Source organism: gamma proteobacterium symbiont of Lampromicra miyakona (genome assembly GCF_059730895.1).
In genome coordinates, this window is record NZ_AP035932.1 from 1,325,883 (window position 1) to 1,345,826 (window position 19,944).

19 protein-coding genes are annotated in these 19,944 nt (G+C 61.0%); 12 read left to right on the forward strand and 7 right to left on the reverse strand.

Annotated features, from left to right (window positions below):
• Nucleotides 1-231 precede the first annotated feature (231 nt).
• The 4 genes from AC6I8P_RS06090 to sixA all read left to right on the forward strand — a co-directional run bounded on the left by AC6I8P_RS06090 (nucleotide 232) and on the right by sixA (nucleotide 4,814).
• The gene (locus AC6I8P_RS06090; RefSeq protein ID WP_021509152.1) at nucleotides 232-528 is read left to right on the forward strand and encodes a YfcZ/YiiS family protein; all 297 of its coding nucleotides are present in this window, start codon (nucleotides 232-234) and stop codon (nucleotides 526-528) included.
• A gap of 168 nt (nucleotides 529-696) precedes the next feature.
• The gene (gene fadI / locus AC6I8P_RS06095; protein WP_498031058.1) at nucleotides 697-2,007 is read left to right on the forward strand and encodes an acetyl-CoA C-acyltransferase FadI; all 1,311 of its coding nucleotides are present in this window, start codon (nucleotides 697-699) and stop codon (nucleotides 2,005-2,007) included.
• Nucleotides 2,007-4,136, forward strand: coding sequence for a fatty acid oxidation complex subunit alpha FadJ (gene fadJ / locus AC6I8P_RS06100; protein WP_498031059.1), 2,130 nt, complete (start codon nucleotides 2,007-2,009; stop codon nucleotides 4,134-4,136). Before fadI ends, fadJ begins: the two co-directional genes overlap by 1 nt.
• 195 nt (nucleotides 4,137-4,331) lie before the next feature.
• Nucleotides 4,332-4,814, forward strand: a complete 483-nt coding sequence (gene sixA / locus AC6I8P_RS06105) for a phosphohistidine phosphatase SixA (RefSeq protein ID WP_021509155.1) — start codon at nucleotides 4,332-4,334, stop codon at nucleotides 4,812-4,814.
• Between the two features lie 237 nt (nucleotides 4,815-5,051).
• Here sixA and smrB read toward each other — a convergent pair whose 3' ends face one another.
• Entirely contained in the window at nucleotides 5,052-5,600 is a 549-nt protein-coding gene (gene smrB, locus AC6I8P_RS06110) for an endonuclease SmrB (RefSeq protein ID WP_021509156.1), read from the reverse strand.
• A gap of 153 nt (nucleotides 5,601-5,753) precedes the next feature.
• Here smrB and prmB point away from each other — a divergent pair, with 153 nt between their 5' ends.
• The 6 genes from prmB (at nucleotide 5,754) to AC6I8P_RS06140 (ending at nucleotide 10,385) form a co-directional block, all read left to right on the forward strand.
• The gene (gene prmB, locus AC6I8P_RS06115; RefSeq protein ID WP_021509157.1) at nucleotides 5,754-6,686 is read left to right on the forward strand and encodes a 50S ribosomal protein L3 N(5)-glutamine methyltransferase; all 933 of its coding nucleotides are present in this window, start codon (nucleotides 5,754-5,756) and stop codon (nucleotides 6,684-6,686) included.
• A gap of 46 nt (nucleotides 6,687-6,732) precedes the next feature.
• Nucleotides 6,733-7,818: a chorismate synthase gene (gene aroC, locus AC6I8P_RS06120; RefSeq protein WP_058758410.1), complete on the forward strand. Its 1,086-nt coding sequence runs from the start codon at nucleotides 6,733-6,735 to the stop codon at nucleotides 7,816-7,818.
• Between the two features lie 5 nt (nucleotides 7,819-7,823).
• Nucleotides 7,824-8,651: a penicillin-insensitive murein endopeptidase gene (mepA, locus tag AC6I8P_RS06125; protein WP_498031060.1), complete on the forward strand. Its 828-nt coding sequence runs from the start codon at nucleotides 7,824-7,826 to the stop codon at nucleotides 8,649-8,651.
• Nucleotides 8,652-8,660: 9 nt separating this feature from the next.
• Nucleotides 8,661-9,458, forward strand: coding sequence for a sulfite exporter TauE/SafE family protein (locus AC6I8P_RS06130; RefSeq protein WP_058758411.1), 798 nt, complete (start codon nucleotides 8,661-8,663; stop codon nucleotides 9,456-9,458).
• A gap of 66 nt (nucleotides 9,459-9,524) precedes the next feature.
• The gene (locus AC6I8P_RS06135) at nucleotides 9,525-10,070 is read left to right on the forward strand and encodes an elongation factor P hydroxylase (protein WP_021509161.1); all 546 of its coding nucleotides are present in this window, start codon (nucleotides 9,525-9,527) and stop codon (nucleotides 10,068-10,070) included.
• A 33-nt stretch (nucleotides 10,071-10,103) separates the two neighbouring features.
• A complete protein-coding gene (locus AC6I8P_RS06140) occupies nucleotides 10,104-10,385 on the forward strand; it encodes a YfcL family protein (protein WP_010617478.1) in 282 nt (93 codons plus the stop codon).
• A gap of 29 nt (nucleotides 10,386-10,414) precedes the next feature.
• Here the strand turns inward: AC6I8P_RS06140 and mnmC are convergent, their stop codons facing one another.
• A complete protein-coding gene (gene mnmC, locus AC6I8P_RS06145) occupies nucleotides 10,415-12,427 on the reverse strand; it encodes a bifunctional tRNA (5-methylaminomethyl-2-thiouridine)(34)-methyltransferase MnmC2/FAD-dependent 5-carboxymethylaminomethyl-2-thiouridine(34) oxidoreductase MnmC1 (protein ID WP_498031061.1) in 2,013 nt (670 codons plus the stop codon).
• A 155-nt stretch (nucleotides 12,428-12,582) separates the two neighbouring features.
• Between mnmC and fabB the strand changes: the two genes are divergently transcribed.
• Entirely contained in the window at nucleotides 12,583-13,803 is a 1,221-nt protein-coding gene (gene fabB, locus AC6I8P_RS06150) for a beta-ketoacyl-ACP synthase I (RefSeq protein ID WP_021509164.1), read from the forward strand.
• Between the two features lie 62 nt (nucleotides 13,804-13,865).
• Here the strand turns inward: fabB and pdxR are convergent, their stop codons facing one another.
• Complete coding sequence (gene pdxR, locus AC6I8P_RS06155) at nucleotides 13,866-15,284, reverse strand: MocR-like pyridoxine biosynthesis transcription factor PdxR (protein ID WP_498031062.1); 1,419 nt, start codon at nucleotides 15,282-15,284, stop codon at nucleotides 13,866-13,868.
• A gap of 86 nt (nucleotides 15,285-15,370) precedes the next feature.
• On the opposite strand from pdxR, the gene AC6I8P_RS06160 reads away from it, so the two are divergent.
• Nucleotides 15,371-15,814: a rhodanese-like domain-containing protein gene (locus AC6I8P_RS06160; RefSeq protein ID WP_058769886.1), complete on the forward strand. Its 444-nt coding sequence runs from the start codon at nucleotides 15,371-15,373 to the stop codon at nucleotides 15,812-15,814.
• 14 nt (nucleotides 15,815-15,828) lie between these two features.
• Here the strand turns inward: AC6I8P_RS06160 and flk are convergent, their stop codons facing one another.
• From flk to AC6I8P_RS06180, 4 genes are all read right to left on the reverse strand, one after another.
• Complete coding sequence (flk, locus tag AC6I8P_RS06165) at nucleotides 15,829-16,860, reverse strand: flagella biosynthesis regulator Flk (RefSeq protein ID WP_059009109.1); 1,032 nt, start codon at nucleotides 16,858-16,860, stop codon at nucleotides 15,829-15,831.
• Between the two features lie 119 nt (nucleotides 16,861-16,979).
• Nucleotides 16,980-18,488 (reverse strand): tripartite tricarboxylate transporter permease, encoded by a 1,509-nt coding sequence (locus AC6I8P_RS06170; protein WP_058775828.1) that lies wholly within the window; start codon nucleotides 18,486-18,488, stop codon nucleotides 16,980-16,982.
• Nucleotides 18,489-18,500: 12 nt separating this feature from the next.
• The gene (locus AC6I8P_RS06175; RefSeq protein WP_058769887.1) at nucleotides 18,501-18,932 is read right to left on the reverse strand and encodes a tripartite tricarboxylate transporter TctB family protein; all 432 of its coding nucleotides are present in this window, start codon (nucleotides 18,930-18,932) and stop codon (nucleotides 18,501-18,503) included.
• An 11-nt stretch (nucleotides 18,933-18,943) separates the two neighbouring features.
• Nucleotides 18,944-19,909 (reverse strand): Bug family tripartite tricarboxylate transporter substrate binding protein, encoded by a 966-nt coding sequence (locus tag AC6I8P_RS06180; RefSeq protein WP_236569509.1) that lies wholly within the window; start codon nucleotides 19,907-19,909, stop codon nucleotides 18,944-18,946.
• Nucleotides 19,910-19,944 lie beyond the last annotated feature (35 nt).

The following is a 19,944-nucleotide window of genomic DNA, read 5'->3' on the forward strand; positions in this document are numbered from 1 at the left end:
TTTGTTGCAATATTGTTTTTAAAATATTTCTGCTTTGATCGATAAAATCAGATCTGCTTAACAAAATCCTTGCGGTTCTGCTCCAGCATAGCGAGTCAAATTTGTTTTGGATCAAATTTTAGTGTGATATTCGTCACTTAGCGGGCGGAAGATAGCCGCGACGTAGCATCCGGCGTACACTTTGCAGCAGAAAATGATCCGATAGTGTTGATTTATCGTCAGGAGAAAAACATGACTGATGCCATTAGAAACTGTAGTGCGAACGAAACGGCAGCCTGCTGCTGCGTTGACGTGGGCACCGTGATGGACAATACCGATTGCAGCGCCAGCTGGTCAGGCGTGTTTGCTGACCGTCAGGCGGCTGAAGCAATGCTGGCCGAGCTGAGCGCCAAAGCGCGCCAGGTCGAGTCCGATCCGTGCGAGATTCATTCGCGCTTTACCGACGAAGCAGACGGCGTGCGCCTGGACGTCGATTTCACCTTTGCCTGCCAGGCCGAAACCCTGATTTTCCAGCTCGGCTTACGCTAATCCCGCCGCTGCCGACCCGCTTTTTCGGCAGCGTTGCCTCTTTTTCGTGTTACTCCTCGCACTTTTTTTCTTCTGTTATTGGCGACTTAGCAACACCTGGTTAACACTGATGATCAGGTCAGACCTGTTGGGCAATGATGCTCAGGTCGTAAATTACAGGTGAGTGCAATGAGCAAAGCGCAGCCGCTGCTGACGCGTCAGGGCGAACGTATCGCCATTACCCACGGATTACGCACCCCGTTTGCCCGCCAGGCAAGCGACTTTCACGGCATTCCGGCGCTGGAGCTGGGGCGCATGGTGGTCAGCGAATTAATGGCGCGCAGCGAATTGCCGGTGGAGGTGATCGATCAGCTGGTGTTCGGCCAGGTGGTGCAGATGCCGGAAGCCCCCAACATCGCGCGTGAAATCGTGCTAAGCAGCGGACTGAGCGTGCACACCGATGCCTACAGCGTGAGCCGCGCCTGCGCCACCAGCTTTCAGGCAGTGGCCAACGTGGCGGAAAGCCTGATGGCCGGGACCATTGATGCAGGTATTGCCGGTGGCGCTGACTCCTCCTCGGTGCTGCCGATTGGCGTCAGCAAAACGCTGGCGCGCGCGCTGGTTGATCTCAATAAAGCCCGCACCCTGAGCAAAAAATTACACATCTTACGCCGCCTGCGCCCACGCGATCTGTTGCCGGTGCCGCCGGCCGTGGCGGAATACTCCACCGGTTTACGCATGGGCGACACCGCCGAGCAGATGGCCAAAACGCACGGCATCACGCGTGAGCAGCAGGACGCGCTGGCGCTGCGCTCGCACCAGCGTGCAGCACAGGCCTGGCAATCCGGCGTGCTGGCGCAGGAAGTGATGCCGGCGTTTGTGCCGCCGTGGAAAGCACCGATTGAGCAGGACAACAACATTCGCTTTAACGCCAGTGCGGCGGATTATGCAAAGCTGCGTCCGGCGTTTGAACGTCGCCACGGCTCGGTCACCGCGGCCAACAGCACGCCGCTGACCGATGGCGCGGCGGCGCTGATTCTGATGCGCGAAGGGCGCGCGCGCGAGCTGGGCATTACACCGCTCGGTTACCTGCGCAGCTATGCGTTTGCTGCGATTGATGTCTGGCAGGACATGTTGCTCGGACCGGCTTATGCATCACCGCTGGCGCTGGATCGCGCCGGCATTACCCTGGGCGATCTGACGCTGATCGACATGCATGAAGCCTTTGCCGCGCAGACGCTGGCTAACCTCAAACTATTTAACGATGAACGTTTTGCGCGCGAGGTGCTGAAGCGCGATCGCGCGCTGGGCGAAGTCGACGAGACGCGTTTCAACGTGCTGGGCGGATCCATCGCCTACGGCCATCCGTTCGCCGCCACCGGCGCGCGCATGATCACGCAGACGCTGCATGAATTACGGCGGCGCGGCGGCGGTTTAGGGCTGGTAACCGCCTGTGCCGCTGGCGGATTGGGCAGCGCGATGGTTCTGGAGGCCGAATAATGAGCGAATCTGCATTCCATTTACAGATGCGTCCGGATCACGTTGCGGTGATCACCATTGATGTGCCGGGCGAAAAGATGAACACCCTGAAAGCGGAGTTTGTGTCGCAAATCCGCGCGGTGCTGGCGGAGGCGCGCAGCGATGCGCAGCTGGCGGGCATCGTGCTGATTTCGGGCAAACGTGACAACTTCATCGCCGGCGCGGACATCAGCATGATCGCCCGTTGTGAAACGGCTCAGCAGGCTGAAGCGCTGGCGCGCCAGGGACAGGAAGTGATGGCGGAGATCGCCGCGCTGCCGTTCCCGGTGGTTGCCGCTATTCATGGAACCTGTCTTGGCGGCGGGCTGGAGCTGGCGCTGGCCTGCGATGCGCGCATCTGCTCGCTGGATGAGAAAACCCGTCTTGGCCTGCCGGAGGTGCAGCTCGGCCTGTTGCCCGGTTCCGGCGGCACCCAGCGGTTGCCGCGTCTGATTGGTGTGCAGCAGGCGCTGCCGCTGATCCTCAGCGGCAAACAGCTGCGCGCTAAGCAGGCGCTAAAGCTTGGCCTGGTGGATGATGCGGTGCCGCAGGCGATACTGCTGGCAACCGCCGTGGCACGTGTACATAAAGGAAAGCACGCCGCACGCAGCCTGTCGCGCCGCGATCGCCTGCTGCAGGGGCCGCTGGCGCGTCCGCTGCTGTTTACGCTGGCCAAACGCCAGACCGATGGTAAAACCCACGGTAACTATCCGGCCACCGACCGCATTTTGCAGGTGGTACGCATCGGGCTGGAGCAGGGCAGCGCCGCCGGTCACGCCGCGGAAGCGCGCGCGTTTGGCGAGCTGGCGATGACCGCGCAGTCGGCCGCGCTGCGCAGCCTGTTTTTTGCGTCCACCGCCCTGAAGAAAGAGCCGATGGCGGATGCGCCGCCGCGCCCGCTGCAGCAGATTGGCGTGCTGGGCGGCGGGCTGATGGGCGGTGGGATTGCCAGCGTCACCGCGCTGAAAGCCGGTCTGCCGGTGCGAATCCGCGATATCAACCTGAACGGCGTTAACCACGCGCTGCAGTACAGCTGGGATTTGCTGAGCAAAAAGGTAAAACGGCGCCAGCTCAAGCCGGCGGAACGCCAGCAGCAGATGGCGCGCATCAGCGGCGGCACCGATTATCAGGGCTTCCGCCAGCGCGATCTGGTGATCGAAGCGGTGTTTGAGGATCTGGCGCTGAAGCAGCAAATGGTGGCCGAGATTGAAGAACACTGTCAGCCGCACACTATCTTTGCGTCTAACACCTCCTCGCTGCCGATTGCGCAGATCGCCGCCGGCGCGCAGCGCCCGGAGAATGTTATCGGCCTGCACTTCTTCAGTCCGGTAGACAAGATGCCGCTGGTCGAGGTGATTCCGCATAGCGGCACTTCAGCACAGACGCTGGCCACCACGGTGGATCTGGCGCGTCGTCAGGGCAAAACCGCCGTGGTGGTGGCTGACCGTCCCGGCTTTTATGTTAACCGCATTCTCGCGCCCTATATAAATGAAGCCATGCGCTGTCTGCTGGAGGGCGAGCCCATTGAACACATTGATAGCGCACTGGTGAAATTTGGTTTCCCGGTCGGCCCGCTGCAGCTGCTGGATGAAGTCGGTATTGATGTCGGCAGCAAAATCAGCCCGATTCTCGAACAGGCCTACGGTTCACGCTTCAGCGCGCCGCAGGCGGTGAGCGCTATCCTGGCCGACGATCGCAAAGGGCGCAAAAACCAGAAAGGCTTTTATGATTATCAGCGCACGCGCTGGCCGCGCAAACGTCAGGCCGATGCCAGTCTGTACCGCCTGCTACAGTTAAAACCCCAGGCGAAACAGAGCGAGCAGCAGATCGCCACGCGCTGTGTGATGCTGATGCTTAACGAGGCGGTACGTTGTCTCGACGAAGCGGTGATCCGCAGCGCCCGCGATGGCGACATCGCGGCAGTGTTTGGCATCGGGTTTCCGCCGTTTCTCGGCGGGCCGTTCCGCTATATTGACCAGCGTGATGCGGGCGAGATCGTCAATACATTACGTACATTAATGCAGCAATACGGCGAGCGTTTTACGCCCTGTGACGCGTTAGTGGCAATGTCAGAAGGGAAAACGAATTTTTACACTTCTGCACATTCATGAATAGCCGCACGGATTCAGCGGGTTAGAATCGGGGCCGCGCAGTGCCTGGCGCGGCACTATTCTGAGATGTGCTTATTTAATAAACAACCGGTTGACTATACTCAAGCCATTGGGGTAAAACACAGCGTTCATTCGCAGAATGAAGCGTCTGGTGCTGTGGTACCCGGCGATATCGACAAACAACAGCGGTGCTTTATGCAAGTTTTTATCATGCGTCACGGCGACGCAGCTCTGGAAGCAGCGAGTGATGCGGTTCGTCCTCTCACCCTGTGTGGCTGCGACGAATCACGTCAGATGGCGAGCTGGCTGAATGGTCAGACGCCGGGAATCGATAAGGTGCTGGTCAGCCCTTATCTGCGCGCCGGGCAAACGCTCGCCACGGTACGTGAAGCGCTGAAACTGCCGGAAGGGCAGGAAGTGCTGCCAGAACTGACGCCAGGCGGCGATCCGGGCATGGTCGCCTGTCATTTACAGGCGCTGGCAGTGCAGGGTGCGCACGCGGTGCTGGTGATTTCGCATCTGCCGCTGGTCGGCTATCTGGTTTCCGAACTCTGCCCGCAGGAAGCGCCACCGATGTTCGCCACCTCCGCCATTGCCTGCGTGGAGTTTGATGCCGACGCCTGTGAAGGCAAGCTGGCGTGGCAGGTGAGTCCGGCCAAATTAGCCAAAGCCATGTAATTCCCCGTCATACTTCAGGCTGAAGCTGCGTTGGCTGCGTCAATTCACCCCAGTCACTTATTCACGTAAGCTCCTGGGGATTCCCCGTCATATTTCAGGCCGCAGCAGCGTTGGCTGCGTCAATTCACCCCAGTCACTTACTAATGTAAGCTCCCGGGGATTCATTTCCTTGCCGCCTTGCTGCAACCTGAATTATTTTGGGGAATATTAAGCGCAATATTCCCTAATCCTGGCCTGTCAGGGTAATTCCGGCGGCTGCCACTCTTCGACTTCAATCAATACCAGCAGCGCGGCGTCGCCGCCAAACAGTTTGGGTGCCTGATGGAAGGCCATCACGTGCGGATGCTGTGCCAGCCAGAGCGGGGTTTGCTGCTTGAGAATGTGCTTGCCGTGGCCGGTCATCACGCTGGCACAAAAAATATGCTCGCGGCGGCAGGCGGCAATCAGCGCGCCGAGTTCCTGTTTCGCCTGGAGCTGGGTTAACCCGTGCAGATCGAGAAAAATCTCTGGCGTGTAATCGCCACGCCGTAATTTTTTCAGCTCGTAATGGCTGACGTCGGCGCGTACGTAGCGCGTCGGCCCGTCGCTGGAGAGCAGGGGCTGAAACTCATCGGAGAAATAATGGCTGTTATCGGCCTGCTCAGACAGCAGCCGCTTCAGCGGCACTTCACGGCTTTTCACTGCCGGTTTGTGCACGATCGTATCCTGTTTCAGCTGGCGCGTACCGCTCATTAGCTGGCGGAACAGCGCCTGGTCGTCCTGGCTTAGCGGCGTCTTTTTACTCATGTCTCAGTGAATCATCAGAAATGGCGGGTGTCTGGCCGTTACCTTACCGCTAAGCGTCAACAAATGTCAGCTTTTTCACCTCGCTGCGCTGAATTCTGCCCGGCTTCATGGCACACTATCGGCCGATTGATTTTATGGCCTGCGGAGGGCTACGTGGACAAGATTTTCGTCGATGAGGCAGTGAACGAACTGCACACCATTCAGGATATGCTGCGCTGGGCAGTAAGCCGCTTTTCGGCGGCGGGCATCTGGTACGGCCACGGCACGGACAATCCCTGGGACGAAGCGGTCCAACTGGTGCTGCCGACGCTGTGGCTGCCGCTGGATATTCCGGAAGACATGCGCCACGCGCGCCTGACCGCCAGCGAACGTCACCGCATCGTGGAACGCGTAATCCGTCGCGTTAACGAGCGCATTCCGGTGGCCTACCTCACCAACAAAGCCTGGTTCTGCGGCCATGAATTCTATGTCGATGAGCGCGTGCTGGTGCCGCGTTCACCGATTGGCGAGCTGATCGAAAACCGCTTTGCCGGCCTGATCGACGGCGCGCCGCGCCATATTCTCGACATGTGCACCGGCAGCGGCTGCATCGCCATCGCCTGTGCGTACGCCTTCCCGGAAGCGGAAGTGGATGCCGTGGATATCTCCACCGACGCGCTGGCCGTGGCTGAACAGAATATTGAAGAGCACGGGCTGCTGCATCACGTCACGCCGATTCGCGCCGATCTGTTCCGCAATCTGCCGCAGGTTAAATATGATCTGATCGTCACCAATCCGCCCTACGTCGATGCCGAAGACATGGACGACCTGCCGAACGAATATCGCCACGAGCCGGAACTCGGTCTGGCCGCGGGCAGCGACGGCCTGAAGCTGGTGCGCCGCATCCTGGCCTGCGCGCCGGACTACCTCAGCGAGCAGGGCGTGCTGATTTGCGAAGTCGGTAACAGCATGGTGCACATGATGGAGCAGTATCCGGACGTGCCTTTTACCTGGCTGGAGTTTGATAACGGCGGTGACGGCGTGTTCATGCTGACGCGCGATCAAATCGTCGCAGCGCAGTCGCACTTCTCATTCTATAAAGACTAAAAATCGGGGCGAGCGCTCGCCCGCAACATCGCAACAAGGAACCCCCATGGCCGGAAACAGCATCGGACAACTTTTTCGCGTTACCACCTTTGGCGAGTCGCACGGTATTGCGCTTGGCTGCATTGTTGATGGTGTGCCGCCCGGCATCCCGCTGACCGAAGCCGATATTCAGCACGATCTTGACCGCCGTCGTCCCGGCACTTCGCGCTATACCACCCAGCGTCGCGAACCGGATCAGGTGAAGATATTGTCCGGCGTGTTTGAAGGTGTCACCACCGGCACTTCCATCGGTCTGCTGATTGAAAACACCGACCAGCGTTCGCAGGATTACAGCGCGATTAAAGATCTGTTCCGTCCCGGCCATGCGGATTACACCTACGAGCAAAAATATGGTCTGCGCGACTATCGCGGCGGCGGCCGGTCCTCGGCCCGCGAAACCGCGATGCGCGTGGCGGCCGGTGCCATTGCTAAAAAGTATCTGCAGATGAAGCACGGTATCGTGGTGCGCGGCTATCTGGCGCAGATTGGCGACATCGCCTGCGAGCTGAAAGACTGGAGTATCGTGGAAGATAACCCCTTTTTCTGCCCCGATGCCGACCAACTCGATGCGCTGGACGAACTGATGCGCGCGCTGAAAAAAGAGGGTGACTCCATCGGTGCCAAAGTCACGGTGATGGCCGAAAACGTGCCGCCGGGCCTCGGTGAGCCGGTGTTCGATCGCCTTGACGCCGATCTGGCGCACGCGCTAATGAGCATCAACGCGGTGAAAGGCGTGGAGATCGGTGATGGTTTCGCGGTAATCAACCAGCGCGGCAGTCAGCACCGTGATGAAATCCGCAGCAACGGTTTTCAAAGCAACCATGCCGGCGGCATTCTCGGCGGGATCAGCAGCGGTCAGACCATCAGCGCCAACCTGGCGATGAAGCCCACTTCCAGCATCACCGTGCCGGGCAACACCATCACCCGCGACGGCGCGGAAGTGGAGATGATTACCAAAGGCCGTCACGATCCCTGTGTTGGCATCCGCGCGGTCCCGATCGCGGAAGCAATGATGGCGATTGTGCTGATGGATCACCTGCTGCGCCAGCGTGGGCAGAACGCTGACGTCAACAGCAGCGTCCCGCGCTGGTAAGCCGCATGATACGTCGCCTGCTTCTCTCCCTTGCCGCGCTGCTGTGCAGTGCGGTCAGCCTGGCTGCCACGCCGTGGCAGCAAATCCATCAACCGATTGCCGGCAGCCCGCAGTCCATCGGCAGCTTTGCCAACGGCTGTATCGTCGGGGCGCAGCAGCTGCCGCTCAACTCGCCCAACTATCAGGTGATGCGTCAGGATCAGCGTCGTTATTACGGCCATCCGGACCTGATCGCCTTTATCCAGCGCCTCAGCACCCAGGTGCATCAGCTGCAGCTGGGCCAGGTGCTGATTGGTGATATGGGCATGGCCGCCGGCGGACGTTTCAGCAGCGGCCACGCCAGCCATCAGACCGGCCTCGACGTGGATATCTGGCTGCAGCTGCCGCAGAGCCGCTGGACGGCACAGCAGCTGCTGAAGCCGCAGCCGCTCGATCTGGTTGGGCCGGACGACCGCCAGGTGATCGCGCGTCACTGGCAGCCGCAGATCGACAGCCTGATCAAGCTGGCGGCGAAAGATGACGACGTCACGCGCATCTTCGTCAATCCGGCGATTAAAAAGCAGCTTTGTGCCGATGCCGGTAGCGATCGTGCGTGGCTCAACAAAGTGCGGCCGTGGTTTGCCCATCGGGCACACATGCACGTGCGCCTGCGCTGTCCGCCGGGCAGCCTGGAGTGTGAAGATCAGGCGCCACCACCGCCGGGCGATGGCTGCGGCGCAGAGCTGGAGAGCTGGTTCCTGCCGAAGAAGCCGGGCACTACGCCGCCGGTGAAGAAGTCGCCGCCGCCGTTGCCGCCTTCCTGCCAGGCGTTACTTGATAAGCATCTACTGTAGGAACCTGAGATGGATCTGTTTGTTGTCAGCCCGGTAGTGCTTGGCGTGCTGTTTCTGGTCGCGGTGCTGGCGGCCTTTATTGATTCCATCGCCGGCGGTGGCGGTCTGCTGACCGTGCCGTCGCTGCTGGCGGCCGGTCTTTCGCCGGCGCAGGCGCTGGCGACCAACAAGCTGCAATCGGTCGGTGGCTCCTTCTCGGCCAGCCTCTATTTTGTGCGGCGCGGCGCGGTGAAACTGCGCGAGCAGCGGCTGAATATCGCCATGACCTTTCTCGGCGCGATTGGCGGAACGCTGCTGATTCAGCATATTCAGGCTGAGATACTGCGCCAGATTCTGCCGCTGCTGCTGATCAGCATCGGGCTGTGGTTCCTGCTGATGCCGCGTCTCGGCGAGGCCGATCGCGAGCAGCGTCTGCACGGCCTGGCGTTTGCGCTGGTGGGCGGCGGCTGCGTCGGCTTTTACGATGGCTTCTTCGGCCCGGGTGCCGGCTCGTTTTATGCGCTGGCCTTCGTCACGCTTTGCGGCTTCAATCTGGCCAAAGCCACCGCCCACGCCAAAATCCTAAATTTCACCTCCAACTTCGCCAGTCTGCTGTTCTTTATGTTCGGCGGCAAGGTGGTGTGGGGCACCGGCGTGATTATGCTGCTGGGGGCGTTTATTGGCGCACGCCTCGGCGCCAGGCTGGTGCTGAGCCGCGGTCAGAAGCTGATTCGCCCGATGGTGGTGACAGTGTCTGCCGTCATGAGCGCTAAGCTGTTGTGGGACAGCCACGGCAGTGTCATTCTCGCCTGGTTTGCCGCACTGTAATCCGCACTCGTCAAAACCGGCCGCCAGTGCGACAATGGCGGCGGTTTGTTTAAAGATTAAAATATTATGAGTAAAGAGCACCATTATCAGCAGCTGGTGGAGATTTTTGACGGCTGCTTTGCTGACGATTTTCAGACGCGTCTAATTAAAGGCGATGATGAACCTATTTATCTTCCAGCGGATGACACCTCGCCGTGGCACCGCGTGGTGTTTGCCCATGGCTTTTACGCCAGCGCGCTGCACGAAATTTCGCACTGGTGCATTGCCGGTGAAGCGCGGCGTAAGCTGGTGGATTTTGGTTACTGGTACTGCCCGGACGGGCGCGATGCGCAAACGCAGGGCCAGTTTGAAGCGGTGGAGATTAAGCCGCAGGCGCTGGAGTGGCTGTTCTGTGTGGCAGCCGGCTTTCCCTTCAACGTCAGCTGTGACAATCTCGACGGCGATTGTGAACCGGATCGCATCGCGTTTCAGCGCAAGGTGCATGCGCAGGTGATGCATTATCTGCAGCACGGCATTCCGGCGCGTCCGGCGCGCTTTATTGATGCGTTAGCCAGCTATTATGGTACGCCTGCACTGACGGCGGCACAGTTTCCGTGGCCGGAAGATCTGTGAGCCGCACTCCGATAAATGAAGGATGATGAGAAGATGATCGTAGAATTCGAGTCCCGCATTCTGGCGCTGATTGACGATATGGTCGAACACGCCAGCGACGACGAACTGTTTGCCAGCGGTTATCTGCGTGGCCATCTGACGCTGGCAGTAGCGGAAATTGAGCAGAGCGGCGAACACACGCCGGAAGCGCTGCAAATTCAGGTCACCAACAGCCTGCAAAACGCCATCGCCGCCGGTGAACTGTCGCCGCGCGACCAGGCGCTGGTGGTGGGTATGTGGGATAACCTGTTTACCCAGGCGCGCCTCACTGCCTGACTGGCCGGGGCGATCGCTCGCCCCGCGCTTTAGCGTCCTGCCTTTTTCCCTTTCAGCAATTTGCGCACCCAGTAACGGTTGGGATGCAGCGCCGCCAGCGTGCTGCTGTCCAGCGGCTGCGGCTCGCCACTCATTTGTGCCGCCAGCACTTCTGCTGCCAGCGGCGCGCTGCACAGTCCGCGCGACCCCAGTGCGCCGAGCACGAACAGGCCGGGATGCACCGGCGCTTCCGCAATCTGCTCGCCGCGCGCGCGCTGCGCCGGTAAATCCGCATACTCACTGAGCGTCGCCGTGTAATCCGGGACGCTGCCGCTCATCGGCAGATGATCGCGCGTGGCGCAGCGCACGCCGCTGCGCGCTTCATCAGCGCTGACGTCAACCTGCGTCGGCCAGCTAACCTGCGGCAGACAGTTAATCAGCCGCTGGCGATTCTCCTGCTGATCGTCGGCGCGGAAAGCGGTTGTCGTTTCACCGCGATGGTAGCTGGCACCGATGCAGTGCGTGGCAAAGTTCGGGCTGACCGGGGTGAGATAGCCGTCGTAACACAGCACGGTGCGCAGCGGGTTCAGCGCCGCGTTGGTCGGCACATGGCTGACCTGACCGGCCACCGCATACACCGGCAAATCGCGGCTTTGCCCGATCGCCTGCAGCGCATGGCCGTTGGCCAGCACCACCTGCTGATGGCTTACCGCAGGCTGTTGAGCGAACTGCAGCGTCCAGCCTGCCTGCTGGCGGACCAGCTGCGTCACGCGATGCAGCCAGTGCATGCGCAGCCCCTGAGTCTGGGCATACTCCAGCAGATTGCTGGTGAGCTGTGACGGCGACAGCCAGCCGCCCTGCGGATAGAAAATGCCGCCGCAGTCGAGATCGACGCCGGCCAGCTGTTGCGCCTGCTGCGGGCTGACGCCGTGCGCCAGCGCGTGCGGCAGATCCATGCTCAGCATCTGCGCGATCTTCTCCGCGCTTTTGGCATCCCAGCCGAGCTGCAGCACGCCGCTCCACTGATGTTCGAACATCACCGGCAGCGCATCGTACAGGCGGCGGGCAAAGCTGAATGCCGCCGGGAAAAACGTGGCGAGCGCCGGATCGTGCTGGTTAAGCAGCGGATAGAGCGCGCCCTGACGATTACCCGATGCGCCGAGCGCCGGGGCGGCATCGGCGCAGTACAGCGTAACCTGCCAGCCACGCCGCAGCAGCGCCAGCGCCAGCACCGCGCTGGCCACGCCGCCGCCAATCAGCGCCACCTCGCGGCTGGTGGCCTGCGGACGCGCATACCACGGCTGAGCCGCTAGCTGCCCGGGGGCGCTGTCCAGCACGCCGGTCAGCATTTCACGCTTGTGGCCGAACCCTTTGCGCTTCGCCACGCTGAACCCGGCCTGCTGTAAGCCCCGCCGCACAAAGCCCGCCGAGGTAAAGGTGGCGAAGGTGCCGCCGGGACGCGCCAGCCGCGCCATGGCGGCGAACAGCGAAGGCGTCCACATCTCCGGATTTTTCGCCGGCGCGAAGCCATCTAAAAACCACGCGTCAACCTGGCCGTTGAGGCTGTCATCAAAAGTATCAATCAGCGCGTTAATATCACCCAGCCACAGATCCAGCGTCACCTCGCCGCCATTGAACAGCAGGCGCTGACAGCCGGGCAGGGCCAGCGGCCACTGCTGCTGTAGCTGTCCGGCCCACGGGGCCAGTTCCGGCCAGCGCGCGTGCGCGCTCACCAGATCGGCGTGGGTCAGCGGGTATTTTTCGCAGCTGATGAAGTGCAGGCGGCGCAAGCTGGCTTGCGGATGGGCGGCGCGGAAGCGATCGAACGCCTGCCACAGGGTAAGAAAGTTGAGTCCGGTGCCAAAACCGCTCTCGGCAACGATGAACAGATCGCGCGGATGTGCGGCAAATCGCTGCGGAAGATGGTTACCGTCGAGGAACACATAGCGCGTCTCCTCCAGTCCGTTGTCGTTGGAGAAATAGACGTCGTCGAACGCTCGGGAAACAGGTGTACCCTGATCGTTCCAGTTTAATTGCGCGTGTTCAACCGGGGATAACTTCACGGGAAAGGCTCATTTTTCAGGCAGTGGCGCGATTTTAGCGAGTGGCGTCACATGACGCAAATTTACAAAAGGAAATGGCTGATCGGACTTGTTCGGCGTACAACTGTAAGCTAGAGTGCACGTCAATCCAAAAGAAGTGGAATGAGGACTATTGAATGAAACGTGCAGTGATTACTGGCCTGGGTATCGTTTCCAGTATTGGTAATAACCAGCAGGAAGTGCTGGCTTCCCTGCGTGAAGGCCGTTCCGGAATCACTTTCTCCGAAGAGATGAAAGATGCCGGCATGCGCAGCCATGTATGGGGTAACGTCAAACTGGACACTAACGGGCTCATCGATCGCAAAATCGTGCGTTTCATGAGTGATGCCTCAATCTATGCCTATCTGTCGATGGCAGAAGCAATCAAAGATTCCGGCCTGACGGATGAGCAGTACCAGAACAACCCGCGTGTTGGTCTGATTGCCGGTTCCGGTGGCGGTTCCCCGCGTTATCAGGTGTTCGGTGCCGACGCGATGCGTGGCCCGCGCGGTCTGAAAGGCGTTGGCCCGTACGTGGTGACCAAAGCGATGGCGTCCGGTGTCTCTGCCTGCCTGGCCACGCCGTTCAAAATCCACGGCGTTAACTACTCCATCAGCTCGGCGTGCGCGACGTCAGCACACTGCATCGGCAACGCGGTGGAGCAGATTCAGCTGGGCAAACAGGATGTGGTATTTGCTGGCGGCGGCGAAGAGCTGAGCTGGGAAATGGCCTGTGAGTTCGACGCCATGGGCGCGCTCTCGACGAAGTACAACGAAACCCCGGAAAAAGCGTCGCGTACTTACGATGCCAGCCGTGACGGTTTCGTGATCGCCGGCGGCGGCGGTATGGTGGTGGTTGAAGAGCTGGAGCATGCGCTGGCGCGTGGTGCCCACATCTACGCTGAGATCGTCGGCTATGGCGCAACCTCTGACGGCGCTGACATGGTGGCACCGTCAGGCGAAGGCGCGGTGCGTTGCATGAAGATGGCGATGCAGGGGCTGGATACGCCAATCGACTACCTCAACACCCACGGCACGTCAACGCCAGTCGGCGACGTGAAAGAGCTGGGCGCAATTCGCGAAGTGTTTGGCGACAACACGCCATACATCTCTGCGACCAAAGCCATGACCGGTCACTCGCTGGGTGCGGCAGGTGTGCAGGAAGCGATTTACACTCTGCTGATGCTGGAGCACAGCTTCATCGCGCCAAGCATTAACGTGGAACAGCTGGATGACGCAGCGAAGGGCATGAACATTGTGACGCAGCCAACCGAAAAAGCGCTGACCACGGTGATGTCCAACAGCTTCGGCTTCGGTGGCACCAACGCCACGCTGACCCTGCGTAAATACCAGGCGTAACGCTTGCGCTAATGCTCAAAGGCCGGTTAATCCGGCCTTTGTTGTTTTTGTCGCTGACGGATTCAGGTTGCCAGCAGCCTTACCAGCTTCGCGCAGGCGCGGTCAATTTCGCCGGGTGTCAACGCGGCAAAGCCGAGTATCCAGCCCTGCTGTCGCGATGCGCCGGCGTAAAGGGGTGACAGCGGCGGCAGCAGCAGACCGTCGGCCTGCGCCTGCTGCGTGAGCCGCGCCTCATCTCCCTGTAATAACTCAACCGTCAATTGTAACCCGCCTGTTGCCGGCAGCGGCCGCAGCCACGGCTGCAGGTGCTGTTCGATCTGTGTCAGCAGCCGATCGCGCCGGCTATGATAGAGCTGACGCATCAGCCGCAGGTGGCTGGCGAAATAGCCTTGCTGGATAAATTCGGCGGTGATCGCCTGCGGCAGCAGGGCGCTGTGGCCGTCCAGTACGCTGCGCGCGCGACCCAGCGCCGTCACCAGCGCTGCGGGCACCACCATCCACGCCAGCCGCAGCGACGGAAACAGGGTTTTGGAAAAGGTCCCCAGGCTGATAACCCGGCTATCGGCTTCCATGCCCTGCAGCGCCGGCGCCGGGCGACCGTCATAGTGAAATTCACTGTCGTAGTCATCCTCGATCAGCCAACTGTCGTGCTGACGTGCCCACGCCAGCCACTGCAGCCGCCGCGCGAGGCTCATCGGTGTGCCGGTCGGATACTGGTGGCCGGGCGTCAGATACACCAGTTGCGCCCGGCCGCTGAGTGGCTGCGCGCCCTGATCGTCCAGCGGCATGGCACGGCAGCGGGCACCGGCGGCGAGAAAGGCGTTCCGTGCGCCACGGTAGCCCGGCTCCTCCAGCCACACTTCATCCTCTGCATCCAGAAACATCAGCGCCAGCAGCTGCAGCGCCTGCTGTGAACTGGTGAGCATAATGACCTGCTCAGCCGTACAGCGCACGCCGCGCGACAGTGCCAGATAATCTGCCACCGCCTGGCGCAGCGGCGTATAACCGAGCGGATCGCCATAGCCCATCACCTGACTGCCCAGCGCGCGCTGTACGCTGTGGCTCAGCCGCTGCCACTGGCGGTGCGGAAACGCGCGCAGATCCGGTGATCCGGCGGCAAAGGCAAGGGGAAAAGGGGGATCCTGACAGCCACCGGTGGCCAGCACCTGCGTGCCGCGCTGCGAAAAGCGCGGTGCGCGCTGCGCTGTCGCCTTTTCCGCCGGTGGCGGCAGGGCGATGGCGACAAAGGTGCCGCGTCCGCTGTGCCGCTGCACGTAGCCTTCGCTCTCCAGCTGGCTGTAAGCGGCTTCAACCGTCACGCGTGACAGCGCCAGATCGGCAGCCAGCTGGCGGCTCGAAGGCAGCTTCTGCCCGAAGCGCAAATGGCCGCTGACAATGGCCTGGCGCAGCGTAGCGCACAGCCGCTGACGTAAGCCGCCCTGCGTCTGATGGCGAAACAGCGGCAAAAAGGCGTGGTGCATAATGGTCTTATCGTTCCGGTCAAAGTGGTATCAGGATGCAGACCACTTTGCCGTACACTGCAGGGACATCACAACAGGAGAATGCCATGTCAGCCGTTTTGTTTTATCCGCCCGCCAGCCCGCAGCACAGCGTGGCTTATTTGCAGCACAAACTCAGCTATTACACCGATGCCTGGGATCTGGCGGCGGATTTGGCGCAGGGCGTCACGCAGATTGTGGTGATTGATGCCCGCAGCCGCGACGCGTATCAGGCCGGACATATCTGCGGCGCGCTGTCGTTGCCGCATCGCGAGATGGATGCAGCCAGCACCGCGCGGCTCGATCGTCACCGCGTCTATGTGACTTACTGCGACGGCATCGGCTGCAACGGTTCGACCAAAGCGGCGCTAAAGCTGGCTGAGCTGGGGTTTCAGGTTAAAGAGCTGATTGGCGGACTGGATTTCTGGAAGCGCGACGGCCACCCGATGGCGTGGGGCGCGGCGGCAGGCGAGTGGCCCGCCGCGGCACCCGCGGCGGAGTGCGGCTGCTGAGTGCGATGGCTTAACTACAGCAGCAGCCAGAGCAAAAAGAAGAACAGCGCCAGGCCGAGCACCAGCGTCAGCGCCGGGCGCTGTGCCAGTGGACGCGGCAGAATTTCAACAAACGGTGCCCAGATCGGCTGCGGACGCAACTCGCTGTCGGCCAGCGGCGTTTCGCTGTTGCGCTCGGCGCGGCGGCTGAACAGCAGCATCAGCAGATCCTGACTCTGCGCCGGCGTCAGCAACGTCTGCGGCGTGGCCTGGAAGCGCTGCAGGCTGTAATCCTCGAGCATACGCTGCTCGTCGTGGCTTAGCGGCTGTTTGAGCGAGCTTTCCAGCAGCTGCAGCGTCGGCGCGCTGTGCTGGCTCAGCGTCTGGCGCACCTGTAAAAACTGCGTCAGCAGCGGGAAGTGGCGCGACGGAACCGGGTCGCCGCTCTTCAGATTGACCAGTTTCAGCGTGTCGGCCAGCACTTTTACCGGCGATTCCCCGGTCGCGGCGGCAAGACGCGTGACCTGCTGGTTAAGCGCCTGCTGTTCGGCCGGTAACAGGGTGCGATCGGTGGTGCGCGTCTGCTGCGGCTGCGGGATGGCCATCTGGCCGTTCTGCAGCATGGTCAGCACCTGACGCAGCTGATCCTGGCTCAGCGCGCTTAACACCGTCTGGTTAAATTGCTGGCGGATAAAGTCGCTCACCGCCTGGCGATTGTTGCCCTGCGGCAGTTTTTCCAGCAGCTGCTGCAACAGCTGACGCGTGGCGTGGCTGTTCTGCACCTGGGTCAGACGGCTGTTGAGATGCTGCTCCGCCGCCGGGAAGTGGCGCGACTGCAGCTCGGCGTCATTTTTTACGCCCACTTCATGACGGATGCCAGCCCACAGTTCGGGCGCTTTCAGCGTGCTGAGTGACATGATACGGACGATCAGGCGTTCCAGCGTGGTGCGCTGGGCCGGGGAGAGCGGCTGTTCACCTGCCGCAGCGCCGGGGCGGCCTGCGCCGTTAGCCGGGTTAACAGATGAACGATCGCCCGCGGGCACACCGGGACCGCTGAGAGGTTGCATGGCGGAATCCTTGAAAAACGAGTCAGATCCGGGTGCGCCGGAAAAACGATGGCACATGATAGCAAAAGCCCCCGGGAAATCCACGGGGGCGGCAGGGAGAAAAACAATAAGACACGGATTTATTCTGCGGCGGCCAGCTTCATGCGCTTGCGACGCCAGCGCTTCCACAGCGGCGGCACCACCAGCACGGCGACAGCCAGCACCAGCAGCACTTTACAGATCAGGCTTTCCCACAGAATCGGCAGGTTGCCGTTGCTGATTGACAGCGCGCGGCGCAGGTTCTGCTCCAGCATTTCGCCCAGCACAAAGCCGAGAATCAGCGGCGACATCGGGAAATCCATCTTACGCAGGATATAGCCGAAAATGCCCAGCCCGACCATCAGCAGCAGGTCAAACGTAGTGCTGTGCACCGCATACACGCCCACCGCCGAAATCGCGGCAATTGCCGGTACCAGGAACCACAGCGGAATGGTCAGCATGCGCGCAAAGATGTTGATCATCGGGATGTTCATGATCAGCAGCATCACGTTACCGATCAGCAGCGCGGCGATCAGGCCCCAGACGATGTCCGGCTGTTCGGTAAACATCGCCGGACCGGGCGTGATGTTATACAGCGTCAGCGCGCCGACCATCACCGCCGTGGTGCCGGAGCCGGGAATGCCCAGCGTCAGCATCGGGATAAACGATCCGCAGGCTGAGGCGTTGTTCGCGGCCTCCGGCGCTGCCACGCCGCGAATGTCGCCCTTGCCAAACTGATCGCTGCCGCTGATTTTCTTCTCACTCATATAGGCAATGGCGCTGGCGATGGTGGCGCCGGCACCCGGCAGCACGCCGACAAAGAAGCCAATGAACGAGGCGCGCAGCGTTGCGCCGGTAGCCTGCGCCGCTTCTTTCATGTTGAACAGCATGCGGCCGCTGGCGCGCACCATTTTCTGGCCGCTGCTGGTGGACTCCAGCATCAGCAGAATTTCGCTCACCGAGAACAGGCCGATGACCACCACCACAAACTGAATGCCGTCCGAGAGATGCACGCTGTCGAAGGTAAAGCGATAGACGCCGGTGTTGGCATCAACGCCCACCGTCGCCATGCCGAGGCCAATCAGCGCAGCGAGGAACGACTTCAGCGGATTGTGGCTCATCATGCTGCCGAGACAGGCAATCGCGAACACCATCAGCGCGAAGTACTCTGCCGGACCAAACGCCAGCGACCAGTTGGCGAGGATTGGCGCAAACAGAATGATGCCGATGATGGCGATGGTTGAGCCGATAAATGAGCTGACCGCCGAGATCGACAGCGCCACGCCGGCTTTGCCCTGCTGCGCCATCGGATAGCCATCCAGCGCGGTCATGATCGCGCCGGCATCCCCCGGCACGTTGAGCAGAATCGACGAGATGCGCCCGCCATATTCGCAGCCGATGTACACCGTTGCCAGCAGGATCAGCGCGGATTCCGCCGGTAAGTGCAGCGCAAACGCCAGCGGCATCAGGATCGCGACGCCGTTAATCGGCCCAAGCCCCGGCAGCAGGCCGACGATGGTGCCGATAAAGCAGCCAATCAGGGCGATCATCAGGTTTTCCGGCGTCATGGCGACGGCGAAACCCTGCATCAGAAAAGACCAGGTATCCATAATTGACTCCTGTTAACTGAACCAGCTGCCGACCGGCAGCGTAACGTCCAGCAGACGATCGAAGGCGTAAAACAGCGCCACACCCATTACCACACCGGAGAGGACGGCTGCCCACCAGCGTGCGCCAAACAGCATGCCGATGCCGAAGGTCAGCAGCGTGGTACACAGGGCAAAACCCAGCTTCTCAAACAGCCAGCCGTACACCATCAGCATCACGCACAGCGCCAGCAGCTTTTTCAGCGTTGCCGCCACCGGCCACTGTACGGCGTCCGGCTTGCGCAGCAGCATCATCACCGCGCAGATCGCCATCAGGCCGAGCAGCAGCAGCGGGAAAGGGCGCGGGCCAACCGGCTCGTAGCTGTACTCGCTTTGAATCTGCCAGGCGATAACCATGCCGACGATGCAGAGCACCAGCCACACCGCCGCAAAGATACGATCGCTCATCTGTGCCTCCGTTATTTCGCCAGGCCGAACGATTTCGCCTGTTCACGGTAATCTGCCACCTGTTTCTTGACGTAGGCGTCCAGCTCGCTACCAAACAGGTTGAACTCAAACAGGCCGCGCAGATCGCGCTGCTGCTGAAACTCTTTGGTGGTCACCAGTTTTTTAAACGTCTGTTCCCACCACTGATAATCGGCATCGCTGACTTTGGGGCCGAGGTAATAGCCGCGAATGATCGGCCACTCGACGTTGAAGCCCTGCTCTTTGGCGGTCGGGATGTCAGCCAGTTCGCCCGGCAGACGTTTATCGCTCATTACCGCCAGCACGCGCATCTTGCCACCCTGCAGGTGCGGCACCATTTCACTCATGTCGCCTGATACCACCTGGATGTGGTTGCCGAGCAGCGCGGTAACCGGTTCGCCGCCGCCTTCAAACGCCACATAGCGCATTTTGCGCGGATCGATACCGGCTTCCCGCGCCAGCAGCGCGGTTTTCATCCAGTCCTGGCTGCCGATGGAGGCACCAGCGCCGACCACCACTTTAGTCGGATCCTGTTTCATCGCCTCCAGCAGTTCGCCCAGCGTTTTCCACGGCGCGTCAGCGCGCACGGCGACCATGCCGTAGTCCGTGCCAATGGCCGCCAGCCACTTCACGTCATCCACTGAGTAACGACCAAACTTGCCCTGTGACAGGTTCAGCAGCGACCCGCCGGAGAAGGCCACCAGCGTGCCTGCTTCGGCGGGCCGCTGCGCAATGATGGCGTTATATGCCACGGCACCGACGCCGCCCGGCATGTAGGTGACGCGCATCGGCGTGGTTATCTGCCCGGTTTCCTGCAGCGAAACCTGGATCAGTTTACAGGTCAGATCAAAACCGCCGCCGGGTTTGGCCGGGGCGATACATTCGGTCCGCTCGGGTGCCGCAGCCTGTGCTGCAGAAAGAGAAAAAGCCAGCAGGGTCATGGCGAAGGCGGTGCGCATTGTTTTTTTCATCTGTCGCTCCATTGTTTCTTCCA

Excerpts from the sequence above, each read along its gene's own strand:
- AC6I8P_RS06175 (WP_058769887.1), bottom strand. The coding sequence starts at position 18,932 with ATGAGCGATCGTATCTTTGCGGCGGTGTGGCTGGTGCTCTGCATCGTC.
- AC6I8P_RS06180 (WP_236569509.1), bottom strand. The coding sequence starts at position 19,909 with ATGCGCACCGCCTTCGCCATGACCCTGCTGGCTTTTTCTCTTTCTGCA.
- AC6I8P_RS06170 (WP_058775828.1), bottom strand. The coding sequence starts at position 18,488 with ATGGATACCTGGTCTTTTCTGATGCAGGGTTTCGCCGTCGCCATGACG.
- fabB (WP_021509164.1), top strand. The coding sequence starts at position 12,583 with ATGAAACGTGCAGTGATTACTGGCCTGGGTATCGTTTCCAGTATTGGT.
- AC6I8P_RS06090 (WP_021509152.1), top strand. The coding sequence starts at position 232 with ATGACTGATGCCATTAGAAACTGTAGTGCGAACGAAACGGCAGCCTGC.
- aroC (WP_058758410.1), top strand. The coding sequence starts at position 6,733 with ATGGCCGGAAACAGCATCGGACAACTTTTTCGCGTTACCACCTTTGGC.
- smrB (WP_021509156.1), bottom strand. The coding sequence starts at position 5,600 with ATGAGTAAAAAGACGCCGCTAAGCCAGGACGACCAGGCGCTGTTCCGC.
- AC6I8P_RS06135 (WP_021509161.1), top strand. The coding sequence starts at position 9,525 with ATGAGTAAAGAGCACCATTATCAGCAGCTGGTGGAGATTTTTGACGGC.
- mepA (WP_498031060.1), top strand. The coding sequence starts at position 7,824 with ATGATACGTCGCCTGCTTCTCTCCCTTGCCGCGCTGCTGTGCAGTGCG.
- fadI (WP_498031058.1), top strand. The coding sequence starts at position 697 with ATGAGCAAAGCGCAGCCGCTGCTGACGCGTCAGGGCGAACGTATCGCC.
- AC6I8P_RS06130 (WP_058758411.1), top strand. The coding sequence starts at position 8,661 with ATGGATCTGTTTGTTGTCAGCCCGGTAGTGCTTGGCGTGCTGTTTCTG.
- AC6I8P_RS06140 (WP_010617478.1), top strand. The coding sequence starts at position 10,104 with ATGATCGTAGAATTCGAGTCCCGCATTCTGGCGCTGATTGACGATATG.
- flk (WP_059009109.1), bottom strand. The coding sequence starts at position 16,860 with ATGCAACCTCTCAGCGGTCCCGGTGTGCCCGCGGGCGATCGTTCATCT.
- fadJ (WP_498031059.1), top strand. The coding sequence starts at position 2,007 with ATGAGCGAATCTGCATTCCATTTACAGATGCGTCCGGATCACGTTGCG.
- pdxR (WP_498031062.1), bottom strand. The coding sequence starts at position 15,284 with ATGCACCACGCCTTTTTGCCGCTGTTTCGCCATCAGACGCAGGGCGGC.
- AC6I8P_RS06160 (WP_058769886.1), top strand. The coding sequence starts at position 15,371 with ATGTCAGCCGTTTTGTTTTATCCGCCCGCCAGCCCGCAGCACAGCGTG.
- sixA (WP_021509155.1), top strand. The coding sequence starts at position 4,332 with ATGCAAGTTTTTATCATGCGTCACGGCGACGCAGCTCTGGAAGCAGCG.